This is a genomic window from Acinetobacter sp. YH12249 (assembly GCF_013417475.1).
Classification (GTDB): Bacteria; Pseudomonadota; Gammaproteobacteria; order Pseudomonadales; family Moraxellaceae; genus Acinetobacter.
Genome location: NZ_VPDX01000001.1, coordinates 87804 through 100331, shown reverse-complemented (window position 1 = coordinate 100331; position 12528 = coordinate 87804). Strand labels below are relative to the sequence as shown.

Annotated in this window: 10 protein-coding genes and 1 riboswitch; of the genes, 1 reads left to right on the top strand and 9 read right to left on the bottom strand. The window is 45.5% G+C overall.

Features of this window, described 5'->3' with window-relative positions; all coding sequences use genetic code 11:
- Positions 1-2: 2 nt before the first annotated feature.
- The 9 genes from pdxH to FTV25_RS00455 all read right to left on the bottom strand — a co-directional run bounded on the left by pdxH (position 3) and on the right by FTV25_RS00455 (position 11957).
- Positions 3-659: a pyridoxamine 5'-phosphate oxidase gene (gene pdxH / locus FTV25_RS00495; protein ID WP_180002597.1), complete on the bottom strand. Its 657-nt coding sequence runs from the start codon at positions 657-659 to the stop codon at positions 3-5.
- Between the two features lie 15 nt (positions 660-674).
- Positions 675-2006, bottom strand: coding sequence for a phosphoglucosamine mutase (gene glmM, locus FTV25_RS00490; protein WP_180002596.1), 1332 nt, complete (start codon positions 2004-2006; stop codon positions 675-677).
- Positions 2007-2128: 122 nt separating this feature from the next.
- A complete protein-coding gene (guaB, locus tag FTV25_RS00485; protein WP_034170242.1) occupies positions 2129-3595 on the bottom strand; it encodes an IMP dehydrogenase in 1467 nt (488 codons plus the stop codon).
- Between the two features lie 262 nt (positions 3596-3857).
- On the bottom strand, positions 3858-4223 hold the full coding sequence (locus tag FTV25_RS00480) for a YkgJ family cysteine cluster protein (protein ID WP_180002595.1): 366 nt from the start codon (positions 4221-4223) through the stop codon (positions 3858-3860).
- Positions 4224-4322: 99 nt separating this feature from the next.
- On the bottom strand, positions 4323-5120 hold the full coding sequence (locus tag FTV25_RS00475; protein ID WP_159123793.1) for an MBL fold metallo-hydrolase: 798 nt from the start codon (positions 5118-5120) through the stop codon (positions 4323-4325).
- Positions 5121-5306: 186 nt separating this feature from the next.
- Positions 5307-5882 (bottom strand): TMEM165/GDT1 family protein, encoded by a 576-nt coding sequence (locus tag FTV25_RS00470; protein ID WP_159123792.1) that lies wholly within the window; start codon positions 5880-5882, stop codon positions 5307-5309.
- Positions 5883-5955: 73 nt separating this feature from the next.
- Positions 5956-6096, bottom strand: a riboswitch (yybP-ykoY riboswitch).
- 88 nt (positions 6097-6184) lie between these two features.
- Positions 6185-8212 carry a 2-oxo acid dehydrogenase subunit E2 gene (locus tag FTV25_RS00465; protein ID WP_180002594.1) on the bottom strand — a complete coding sequence of 676 codons (2028 nt, stop codon included), beginning with the start codon at positions 8210-8212 and terminating at the stop codon, positions 6185-6187.
- Positions 8213-8214: 2 nt separating this feature from the next.
- Positions 8215-10917 (bottom strand): pyruvate dehydrogenase (acetyl-transferring), homodimeric type, encoded by a 2703-nt coding sequence (aceE, locus tag FTV25_RS00460; RefSeq protein ID WP_180002593.1) that lies wholly within the window; start codon positions 10915-10917, stop codon positions 8215-8217.
- Positions 10918-11267: 350 nt separating this feature from the next.
- Positions 11268-11957, bottom strand: a complete 690-nt coding sequence (locus tag FTV25_RS00455; RefSeq protein WP_180002608.1) for a M23 family metallopeptidase — start codon at positions 11955-11957, stop codon at positions 11268-11270.
- A 110-nt stretch (positions 11958-12067) separates the two neighbouring features.
- On the opposite strand from FTV25_RS00455, the gene FTV25_RS00450 reads away from it, so the two are divergent.
- Positions 12068-12508, top strand: a complete 441-nt coding sequence (locus tag FTV25_RS00450) for a DciA family protein (RefSeq protein WP_004781492.1) — start codon at positions 12068-12070, stop codon at positions 12506-12508.
- Positions 12509-12528 lie beyond the last annotated feature (20 nt).

Genomic DNA, 12528 nt, shown 5'->3' with positions numbered 1-12528 from the left:
TGTTATGGCATCAATCGTTGTAGTTTCCACGCCCCATCGATTTTTTCATAACTCAGGCGGTCATGTAAACGGTTGGGGCGCCCCTGCCAGAATTCATAATAGTCCGGCTGCAAACGATAGCCGCCCCAGAATCCCGGTTTATCCAGCTCTTCCTGATTGGCAACCTGCTGATGCAGATTCCAGAAACGTTGCTGTAGTTCTTCACGACTCGCAACCACACCACTTTGCGGAGTACTGATATGAGCAGCGATCTGACTTTCACGTGGACGTTTATGATAATAATCAGTCGATTCTTCTTCCGAAATTTTAACTACCTTACCGCTAATCCGGATCTGACGTTCCTGTTCCTGCCAGTAAAACAGCAATTCTGCATACGGGTTTTCGGCCAGATCCAGACCTTTTTGACTGTCATAATTGGTATAGAAATCATAACCCGCTTCAGTGGCACCACGCAGCAACACTGTACGCACATGCGGACGACCTTGTGCATTTGCAGTTGCCAATGACATGGCATAAGGTTCATGCAGCTGTGCAGCAAGGGCATGGTTAAACCACTGCAAAAACTGTATATGCGGATTGGGATTGACCTGATCTTCATGTAGCTCGCCTTTTTGGTAGTTCAGACGCAGTTCACTTAGATCCTTAATCAGATCGCTCATTCACTCTTCCCCCATTTAAGCGGCGTTGGCACGTACCGCATCAGCCAATGAATTTGCCAGTGTGGTTACCTCTGCAAGATCCTCGCCTTCCACCATGACACGGATCACCGGTTCAGTCCCTGACTTACGGATCAGTAAACGGCCACGGCCTTTGAGCTGCTCTTCAGCTTTGCTAAACTCTGCAGTCAAAGCAGGCACTGAGTACGGGTCAAACATGGTATTCAGACGTACATTCACCAAGACATTTGGCAATAATTTAAAGTCAGCCACTAACTCATGTAGCGCTTTCTTCTGCTCGACCATCACGGTTAAGACTTGTAGTGCAGCAATAATCGCATCGCCTGTGGTGCTCTTGTCTAAAGTCAGGATATGACCTGATGGCTCGCCACCAATCGACCAGCCTTTTTCTTCCAGACTTTGCAGTACATAACGGTCACCGACTTTGGCACGTAGCAGCTCTACCCCAGCTTTCTCGAGGGCCAGTTCCAGCGCCATATTGCTCATCAAGGTACCAACAATCCCAGCTGGCTTATTTTTTGCCTGAGTCGCAAGAATATACAGAATATGATCACCGGTAATTTGCTCACCGTTTTTATCGACCATAATCACGCGGTCAGCATCACCATCGAAGGCTATGCCTAAATCAGCACCATGCTCAACCACTGCTTTTTGCAGATTTTCCGGATGAGTTGAACCACAGTTCTCATTGATATTCAGACCGGTCGGTTCATCATAGATGGAAATAACCTTAGCACCCAGTTCACGGAAAACCGCAGGGCCAACGCTATAAGCTGCACCATTGGCACAGTCAACGACAATGGTTAAATCATTCAGGTCTAAATGGTATGGGAAAGTCGACTTACAGAATTCGATATAACGACCATTAGCATCTTTCACACGGAAACTTTTACCCAAGTTCGCGTTATCTTCAATTACTAGTTCTTTTTCCAGTTCCTGGTTGATCTCATCCTGCAAAGCATCAGGCAGTTTTTTACCTTCACTCGAGAAAAACTTAATGCCGTTATCGAAATACGGATTGTGTGATGCAGAAATGACAATACCGAGGCTGGCATGCAAAGCACGGGTCAAATGGGCAATGGCCGGGGTTGGCAAAGGTCCAAGCAGATGCACATAAACACCTGCCGCATTGAGTCCTGCCTGTAGCGCAGATTCTAGAATATAACCAGATAAACGGGTATCTTTCCCTAGTACCACCAATGGTTTGTTTTTTTTGCTATTTCGTTTTAATACTTTTCCTGCCGCAAAACCTAATTTCAGGGCAAATTCAGGTGTAATCGGTAACTCACCAAATTTTCCACGAATACCATCGGTACCAAAATAACTCATGCTTTGTCTCACTTCTTAGCGGGTGATTTACATCATCCTTTTTCATTGTGCAACACTGTACACCAAAACAAAAAAGCCGTCATGAGGATGACGGCTTTTTTAGAGTAAACAATCAGCGAAAGTTAGCCCATACGGTAGTTTGGCGCTTCTTTGGTGATGGTTACATCATGCACGTGAGACTCAGACATACCGGCAGATGTGATTTTCACAAACTTGGCATTTTGACGAAGATCATCAATCGTTGCAGAACCGGTATAGCCCATAGAAGAACGCAGACCGCCCATCATCTGATGCACGATATTGCCCATTGGGCCTTTGTACGGTACGCGACCTTCAATACCTTCAGGAACCAGTTTTTCAGCACCGGCTTTAGAATCCTGGAAGTAACGGTCAGCAGAACCAGTTGCACCGGCCATCGCACCCAAAGAACCCATACCACGGTAAGCCTTGTAGTAACGGCCCTGGAAGAATTCAACTTCGCCCGGTGCTTCTTCAGTACCGGCCATCAGTGAACCCACCATGATGGTACTTGCACCAGCGCCAATCGCTTTTGCCATATCTCCAGAGAAACGGATACCACCATCAGCAATCAATGGAATCTGTTCTTTCAATGCACGTGCAACAGAATCAATTGCAGAGATTTGTGGCATACCAATACCAGCCACAATACGAGTTGTACAGATTGAGCCAGGACCGATCCCTACTTTTACTGCGTCCGCACCCGCATCAAGCAATGCAAGCGCAGCATCACCAGTGGCGATGTTACCGCCAATCACTTGAACTTGCGGGTAGTTCTGTTTGACCCAGCGTACACGCTCGATCACACCCGCAGAGTGACCATGTGCAGTGTCCACAACGATCACATCTACACCAGCATCAACCAGTGCTTCTACACGGCTTGGTGTTTCAGCACCCGTACCGACTGCTGCACCTACACGTAGACGACCTAAATCATCTTTACAGCTATTTGGATAAAGTTCCGCTTTACGGAAATCAGTTACCGTGATCAAGCCTTTTAATTCGTTGTTTTCGCCGACAACGATCACTTTTTCAATACGGTTTTTTTGCAATAAGGCCTGAATGTTTTCTTTCGATTCGCCTTCACGCACAGTCACCAGACGGTCTTGGCCAGTCATGATATTGCTAACCGGCTGTTCCAGATTGGTTTCAAAACGTGTATCACGACCTGTCACGATACCAACCACTTTACCGTCTTTAACCACGGGTACGCCACTGATGTTATTCGCTTGAGTTACAGCGATCAGTTCACGTACTGTAGTTTCTGGGGTAACTGTGATCGGATCTTTCACCATACCGGCTTCAAATTTTTTCACACGGCGTACTTCTGCGGCCTGGGCAGCAATATCCATGTTCTTGTGCAGAATACCGATACCGCCATTTTGTGCCATCGCAATTGCCATACGTGACTCAGTCACAGTATCCATAGCTGCTGAAACAAGTGGGATATTCAGGTTAATGCCGCGAGTCAGGCGTGTCTTTAGAGAGACATCTTTTGGGAGAACAGTAGAGTAGGCAGGGAGTAATAGGACATCATCGAAGGTTAACGCGTCTTGAACGATGGTCAACATAACAGTCTCACTGGTAATTTCCGTGCGCTATTATAAACAAATTTAGCTCTAAATTTCATTGCAATTGCAAAATTTATTTTGTCTAAATCTGGACTTAGATTTAATCCGAATATCTAAACCTGTAAATTTGACTATTCAATCAACAATTTAAATATGCCAGAGTAGTCATCATATTTATTTGCTTTACAAAATCCCTTACTAATTTTTTCTCCCATAAAAAAAGCAGAGTCCATACCCTGCTTTTTAAATCTTGAGTTTGAATTTAGCTCACCCGTTCGAAATTATCATCATTTTCGGCTTCATCCGGCTCAATCTGGATGAATGGAATCATATTGTGTGCCATCCGTGCTTTATTGCACTGGGCATCAGCGATCTGCACTTCTTTACAGGATGAGCTACGTAGCTCGTACATGCCGCAACTCACCTGCTCGCCAATGCTACCTTCGAGCGCAACACAGCGCGGATTTTTCTGATTGGTTCCCGCCATGCATGAATAGACTGAGGTGACAGGCTCAGTATAGTGCTCAGGCATGGGAATCCCCTCTGCCCAATAAAATGAAACCCTGAAATAGGCGCAACATGCGCCACAACTTAAACATGCATCTTGTGTAGGAACTTGAGACAACATTTCTTATAAATTCTCGTCATCAAAAACAGTTTTTTTGCCGGCGGAAAATATAAAAAATGTTGTTTTTCTACTCAAGAAAAAATTTAAAATTTTCTTGAACTATTCAGGACAAGTAAAAACAGTTTCATCCATTAAATCAGTGCCACATTCCAGTGTTTCAATCCAGTCCAGAAACTGGTTAATCTGTTCTTTACCCACAAATGGTGTTCCATGTTGTGGCACAATCATGTCTACATCCATGGTACGTACCATCTGTACCCATAAACGAATCACCTTGTTATTGCACATATAGCGCTGGTGAAATCCTTTCATTTTCGGAATGTGCGCTGCAAAATTTTCCAGTGGCTTTGAAGCATCCTCGACCATTGACGCCCCCATATCACCAGAAAACAGGATCTTGGCAATCGGGTCATAAAACTGGAAATTACCGACTGAATGTAAAAAGTGCGCTGGAATAGCAATAATGCTGGATTGACCGAGTGGAATGATCTGACCATGATCCGGCAATTCAACCAGACGATCCAGCCAGTTACCTTTCATACGGTCACTCATAAAGGCTGAATTCAGATGCGGCAAGAAACGCGCCCAGAGCTTGGAAGCTACGACTTTGGCTTCGGTATAGACCAGCCAGCGCGGCATGGACGTAATAATGTCCGGATCCTGATGCGATGCCATCACATAATCCAGATTGCTTAACCGGGTATAGCGGTTCAGTTCCATGGTCAACGGTACATAAGTTAAATCACCGCCCGGATCAAGTACTGCAGCACGCTCATTGTCTAAAATCAGAAATTGGTTTGCCTGGACACCTTCACCTTTAACGAGACTGGTAAAACTAATACATTTATGTGTCCCATTATCAAACAAGACTTGCGATGTGGTGCGCTCGAAGGCCATCAGTAATCCCCAATTTTTTTCGTTTAGGATGGTTTTTCTATAGGCATATAACATATAGGGAATTAAATGAACTTACAATCAATAAAACTGGATATATCACTTTATTTATCAGTAAATTGAGCACAATTTCACAATAAAAAATCCCGAGTTTTTAGCTCAGGATTTATACGAAATTGATATTTATTTTTAAAATAAATAATGTTGTGCCAAGGTGCCGACACCGATGATCAAGAAAATACTGGCGCCAATTTTATGAATCAGACCAATTGGAAGTTTATTCGCCAGTTTATCACCGATAAATACCGCAGGTGCATTGGCAATCATCATTCCGACGGTGGTTCCCATCATCACCCAAAGCACACTGTCAAAACGTGCTGCCAGTGCCACTGTCGCAATCTGGGTTTTATCGCCAATTTCAGCCAGGAAGAACAGCACAAAAGTCGCACCAAACACGCCGTACTTTTGCCATTTATTGATACTGTCGTTTTCATCCCCTAATTCATCCGGAATCAGCATCCAGATTGCCATCCCAATAAAACCGACTGACACGATCCACAGCAAAATTTCTGGCCCAATAACGGTAGTGACCCATTGCCCCAGGGCTGCTGAAAGACCATGGTTAATCAGGGTTGCCAGTAAAATTGCAATTAAAATCGGTGTCGGTTTGCGGAAACGTGCTGCAAGAAGCAAAGCCAGTAACTGGGTTTTATCACCCATTTCGGCAAGTGCAACGATGGCCGTGGAAAGCAGGAATTCGTACATGCGGTCTTTCTCTGGCTGGCATTTTCTACCGATGATTCACCCTTCCCGCCAGCCAAAATCTGCAGAATGGTAAATCAAAGGTCTTGCCAACAAAAGAAAGCTTCGAGAAGCTTATTTGGTTCTTTGCTATGATGACCATGCCCTGTTGAGCAAATATGTTGACCATCACCCTTCTGCTTTGCGCAAAAGGCGGCTACTCCCCAATGAAGTGCGCCCATTATAGCCAACCGTGTTTATATTTACAAATTGTCATATAAAAAAACCCTGCCGGAGCAGGGTTTTTATTTTCATACATTCATGAATCAGATCAAGAGTGTACGAATATCCTTTAACAGCTTGGTCAGCTTATTGGTAAAGCGTGCAGCATCGGCACCATTAATTACGCGATGGTCATAAGACAGTGACAGTGGCAGCATCAAACGTGGATCAAAGCCCTCCCCATTCCATACCGGTTGCATGGTCGCAGGAGAAATACCCAAGATCGCCACTTGCGGCCAGTTCACCAACGGCGTAAATGCTGTACCGCCAATTGAGCCCAAGCTGGTGATGGTGAAGTTCGCACCTTGCAGATCTTTAGGTGATAATTTCTTATCACGCGCTTTCTGGCTTAACTCACCGAGCTCAATAGCGATCTTCTTGATCGACTTCTGGTCCGGGTTACGTAATACAGGAACAGTCAGACCATCTGGCGTCGCAACCGCAATGCCCATATGGATCTCATTCCGTAGCAATACCGATTTACCGTCATCAGACAGGTGACCGGCAAACTCACGCTCTTCTTTGAGCAGATAAGCTACAGCCTTGATAATGAAAGCCATGATGGTCAGGCCAATACCTTCTTTTTTGAAGTTGCCTTTCAGCTCATTACGCCAAGCTTCCAGCTCAGTGATATCGGCTGCATCAAACTGGGTCACTTGTGGGATGTAGTTATTTAACGATAACTGCGGAATCGAAACCTGTTGCAGACGCGTCAAGGCTTTCTCTTCTACCCCACCAAAAGCACTGAAATCAGGCAGTTTTGGCAAACCAGCAGGAGCTGTAACTGCCGCAGGTGCAACTGTTGTTTGCAGTGCAGTCAGACGATCTTTCACATACGCAAACAGGTCTTCTTTCATTAATCGTTCATGCGGACCAGAAGCTTTCACTTCTGCCAATACCACACCCAGTTCACGAGCCAGTTTACGCACAGCAGGACCAGCATAAACTTTGGCATTGGCAGCGTTCTGCTCTTTGGTGAGCTTGTCTGCACTATGCGTTTCAGGTGTCGCAGCAGGTTCAGCTTTTGGAGCTGTGGCTGGTGCAGGCGTAGCTTTGACTGCAGGTGCTTCTGATTTTTCCGCTGGAGCTGCAGCAGGTGATGCTTGTCCTTCAGCTTTAATCGTAATCAGTGCCACACCTTCAGAAACACTCTGGCCCAGCTCAACATGAATCGCCTTAATCACTCCGGCAGTCGTGCTCGGCACTTCTACTGTCGCTTTATCCGATTCGACCACGATGATGCTCTGGTCTTTCTCCACCGTATCACCGACCTGTACCAGAATTTCTGCTACAGCAGCCTTGTCTACACCCAAGTCAGGTACTTTTACTTCAATATCGCCTGCAGGGGATGCCACCTGTTGTGGTGCTGTTTCAGTTTTGGCTTCAGGTGTTGCTTGAGCTTTTGGCTTTTCTTCTGCTTGAGGCGCTGCTTGCTCAGCAGCTGGTGCTGAATCTGCAGTTTTCACTGTCAGAATCAGCACCCCCTCTTTGACTGAATCACCTTCCTGAATATGAATCGCTTCTACAGTACCTGCAACTGTACTTGGTACTTCAACTGTTGCTTTATCCGATTCAACCACGACCAGGCTTTGATCCACCTCAACTTCATCGCCAACCTGAACCAGAATTTCACCCACCAGGGCCTTTTCTACGCCAATATCCGGCAATTTCACTTCTACAGTAGATGTAGAAGCCGATTGAGAGGCCTGTTCACTTTGGCTAGAGGCTTTAGGCTGATGTGCCGCCACTTCCTGCAGGATTTCCTCATCAGGCAATTCAGTTGGAGTATTTTCCGAAGTTTTGTCAGCAGCATCAGCTTCCTGACTTTCTACCGTACTGGCATCATCTTCAGCCTGCAGTTCAATCAGGACAGTACCTTCAGATACTTCATCACCCTGATTAATCAGAATATTTTTGACCACACCTGCTGAAGTGCTTGGCACTTCAACAGAGGCTTTATCCGATTCCAGCAGCACAATACTCTCATCTACAGAAATGGTATCGCCCACCTTCACCAGGATTTCTGCCACAGTTGCCTTATCTACACCAATATCTGGAGTCGTAATTTGCATGATTAGTTCTCCTCTTTGTAGTCAGCAACAGCATGCAGTTCCGGGGTCGCCTGTGGCGCCCAAGCCACCGGACGATCAGTATCTAACTCAAAGCTAGAGATCGCATCTTTCACTAAACGTGCATCGACTTCACCTTCATCTGCCAGCTTCTTCAAGGTTGCTACGACAATATGTGCAGCATCGACACCAAAGTAGCTACGCAGGTTGCCACGGGTATCTGAACGGCCATAACCATCGGTACCCAAGGCTACGAATGGACGGCTATCTGGAAGATAGGCACGGATCTGTTCGCTATAGGCACGCATGTGATCGGTAGCCGATACCACAATACCGTCCTTGTCACGTAACTGCTGAGACACCCATGGCTCTTTCGCTTCTTCAGCCAGTGGATGCAGGCGGTTATATTCTTCACATGCCATACCATCGCGAGCGAGTTCGTTAAAGCTGGTCACGCTCCAGACATTGGCATGAATCTGATATTCCTCACGCAGGATTTTTGCAGCCTTGACAACTTCACGCAGAATCACACCTGAACCCATCAACTGAACCGTCGCTTTCTCGTCTTCTTCCAGCAGATACATACCACGTTTGATGCCTTCTTCTGCACCTTGCGGCATTGGTGGATGTTCGTAGTTTTCGTTCATCAGGGTCAGGTAATAGAACACACGTTCCTGATTCACATACATACGTTGCAGACCATCATGCACGATCACGGCAAGCTCATAGCCAAAGCATGGGTCATAAGAGACACAGTTTGGAATGGTGTTGGCCAGAATATGCGAATGACCATCCTGATGCTGCAAGCCCTCACCATTTAAGGTAGTACGGCCAGCGGTTGCACCCAGCAAGAAACCTTGCGCCTGTGCATCACCTGCTGCCCAGGCAATATCGCCGATACGCTGGAAGCCGAACATTGAGTAGTACATGTACATCGGGATCATTGGCAGGTTATTGGTTGAATAACTGGTCGCCAAGGCTGCCCATGCACTCATTGCACCGGCTTCGTTAATCCCTTCCTGTAACATATGACCGTCTTTGGCTTCACGGTAATGCATCAACTGTTCCTGATCTTCAGGGGTATATTGTTGACCATGCGCTGCATAGATCCCCAATTGACGGAACATCCCTTCCAGACCAAAGGTACGCGCTTCATCTGGCACGATCGGTACCACACGGTCCTTGATTGCTTTCTCTTTTAATAAGGCAGAGATGAGACGGACCATGACCATGGTGGTGGACTGTTCTTTACCGTTTGAACCTTTAAGCACAGCATCAAATACAGAAAGTTCAGGAATCGGTAAAGATTCGCTTTCTTTGCGACGTGCTGGCAGATAACCACCCAGTGCCTCACGGCGTGCCTTCATATATTTAATTTCAGGCGAATTTTCACTTGGGCGGTAGAATGGAATTTCTTCCAGTTGTTCATCAGTAAATGGCAAGTTGAAACGGTTACGTACATATTTCAATGATTCCAGCTGCATTTTCTTGATTTGGTGCGTCTTGTTCACCGCTTCAATTTCATCAGACAGACCATAACCTTTTACGGTTTTCGCCAGAATGACCGTTGGTTGACCTTTGGCCTTGGTCGCTTCTGCATAGGCAGCAAAGACTTTGTACGGGTCATGACCACCACGGTTCAGATTATCGATATCTTCATCGCTCAGGTCTTTGACCAAAGCTTCTGCTTCTGGATATTTACCAAAGAAATGTGCGCGTGCATAAGCACCACCTTTCACCTGATAGCGCTGATAATCACCATCTACTGCTTCTTCCATAATCGCTTTGAGTGCACCAGATTTGTCTTTATCCAGTAGCGGATCCCAATGACGACCCCAGACAACTTTAATCACGCGCCAGCCAGCACCACGGAACAATGATTCAAGTTCCTGAATGATCTTGCCATTACCACGTACCGGGCCATCCAGACGCTGCAAGTTACAGTTCACCACCCAGATCAGGTTGTCCAGCTTCTCACGACCCGCCAGTGAAATCGCGCCTAAGCTTTCCGGCTCATCCATTTCGCCATCGCCCAGATAAGCCCAGACTTTACGGTCTTCTTCCTTAATCAGGCCACGGTTCATCAGATACTTTTGAATATGCGCCTGATAGATCGACATGATTGGACCCAGGCCCATCGATACCGTCGGGAACTGCCAGTAGTCTGGCATCAAGTAAGGATGAGGATAAGAAGGCAGACCTTTGCCGCCGACTTCACGACGGAAATTATTCAGATGCTCTTCAGTTAAGCGGCCTTCTAGAAATGAGCGGGCATAAATCCCCGGGGCACAGTGACCTTGATAGTAGATCAGGTCGCCACCGAAGCTGTCATTATTGGCACGGAAGAAATGGTTAAAACCCACATCGTATAAAGTGGCAGATGAAGCAAAGCTGGCCAAGTGACCACCTAAGTCATCACCGGTTTTATTTGCGCGAAGCACCATTGCCAAAGCATTCCAGCGGATCAGCGCGCGAATACGGCGCTCCATGTCCTGGTCGCCCGGCATCGCAGGTTGTTCTTCTACAGAAATAGTGTTTAAGTAGGGAGTATTTAAACGCTGAATAGGAACATGTTTGGCAATTGCGCGTTGATAAAGTTTTTCAAGTAAAAAGGCGGCGCGCTCGGTTCCCATGTGCTGCAAAACGGAGTCAAAAGCGTCTTGCCATTCTTGGGTTTCTTGAGCGTCGGTATCTCCATAAAACGCCATAATCTACAGTTCCTGAAAGCCAAATTGATCACTTATATGTATCATATTTACGGCTTATGCAGGTATGGCTCTGGCTGAATGCGGTTCTGGAGTACTATTTATTATCTAAATATCCATTGACACTTTCTTACACAAAGTAACAAAAAGAAGTCAATAATGGCGATTTTTTATACGACAGTTATAATTCTCGGTGATAATATAATATCTAAAAGCAATTAGACCGAACTCCTTCTCTACTCCCTGGAAGAAATGTTCAGTCTAATTGCCTTAAAAGCGGTTTGATTGATTTTTTATGAGTATCAAGTATCAGACGTATTAAAGTATTTCAGTTATTTTGAGCAAAGCTACGCTTAAGGCAACATTGCTAAATAAGTTGAAGGATTTTTACGTTGACCGTCTTTTACTACTTCATAGTGTAGATGAGGACCAGTACAACGACCTGTACAACCTACATTCGCAATATGATCACCGGCTTGCACCTGATCTCCCACACGTGCAATCAAGTGTGAAGCATGGGCATAACGAGTAAGGTATCCATTACCATGGTTAATTTCGACATACTGACCATAACCTGTACCCCAACCCGATTTGGTTACGATACCAGGACCAGTTGCATAGATCGGTGTACCGCTTGTAGCAGCCAGATCTAGACCTGAGTGATTTTCAGCACGACCACCCATGGTACGGCCGCCAAAATTTGAGCTGACACGTTTCATGTCGGGTAATGGATGAGCCACTAACCACGAATAAGGATTATTTGAAGATGCAACTTTACTGGATGAAGAATTGCCATATTTTTGAGCAATGGTCTGATTATTCAGTTCAACCGGTTTTTCACGTAGCTGAACATTTAATTTAGTTTGTGCGGGAATATCAATATCTTCAGGATGGGTATAAGAACCCTGCGATAAAGTACGTGTTAACTGCTCAAGACGGTCAGGTGTAGCATCTTGTTGATTCAGATCCACTAAATCTGCAAAAGCTACTGAAGCAGCTGAAACCGAAATAGAAAATGCCAATAGGATACGTCGCATAGGCATATGCATAAAAAACCTCTCTAAACTGCTAATCGAGTTTCTTGAAGATCTCTTCCTTGATATCCACTTTAAGAAGCGCATAAGATTAAGACATAAACATGTAGGAATTATGTATGTCGGAACCTGTCAACGTCTTTCAAAAAACAAGAAAACAGATAAAAACAGGAAACTTTTCGTTTCTCTCATCACAAGTTTCTGCATGGCAGAAGCTTACGAAACTCGTACAACCGCTATTGCCTCAACCCGAACAATGGCAAGTTGCCTGCTATCAAAATGGTGTGTTAACGATTACTGGTGAAAACCAAGCCATGATTTCTCAATTGGCCTATCTTCAAAAGCAATACATCTCACAACTCTCTCAAATAAACGAATTAAAAGATCTCACTAAAATCCAGGTTTGCTTAAGGAATCCATCCCCTGTTCAACCGGTTCCAGAAAAATCTGAAAGAGCCTTGAGTCCAGAAACACAGGAATTACTTCGCGGTGCTGCTGACTTTATAAGCGACCCTAAGCTTAGCCAAGCTTTACTACGTTTGGCAAGCAATAAAAAGTAACATTGCAATGAGATGTAATA

Coding starts and splice junctions, on each gene's coding strand:
- pdxH (WP_180002597.1), bottom strand. CDS start 659: ATGAGCGATCTGATTAAGGATCTAAGTGAACTGCGTCTGAACTACCAA.
- glmM (WP_180002596.1), bottom strand. CDS start 2,006: ATGAGTTATTTTGGTACCGATGGTATTCGTGGAAAATTTGGTGAGTTA.
- guaB (WP_034170242.1), bottom strand. CDS start 3,595: ATGTTGACCATCGTTCAAGACGCGTTAACCTTCGATGATGTCCTATTA.
- FTV25_RS00480 (WP_180002595.1), bottom strand. CDS start 4,223: ATGTTGTCTCAAGTTCCTACACAAGATGCATGTTTAAGTTGTGGCGCA.
- FTV25_RS00475 (WP_159123793.1), bottom strand. CDS start 5,120: ATGGCCTTCGAGCGCACCACATCGCAAGTCTTGTTTGATAATGGGACA.
- FTV25_RS00470 (WP_159123792.1), bottom strand. CDS start 5,882: ATGTACGAATTCCTGCTTTCCACGGCCATCGTTGCACTTGCCGAAATG.
- FTV25_RS00465 (WP_180002594.1), bottom strand. CDS start 8,212: ATGCAAATTACGACTCCAGATATTGGTGTAGATAAGGCAACTGTGGCA.
- aceE (WP_180002593.1), bottom strand. CDS start 10,917: ATGGCGTTTTATGGAGATACCGACGCTCAAGAAACCCAAGAATGGCAA.
- FTV25_RS00455 (WP_180002608.1), bottom strand. CDS start 11,957: ATGCCTATGCGACGTATCCTATTGGCATTTTCTATTTCGGTTTCAGCT.
- FTV25_RS00450 (WP_004781492.1), top strand. CDS start 12,068: ATGTCGGAACCTGTCAACGTCTTTCAAAAAACAAGAAAACAGATAAAA.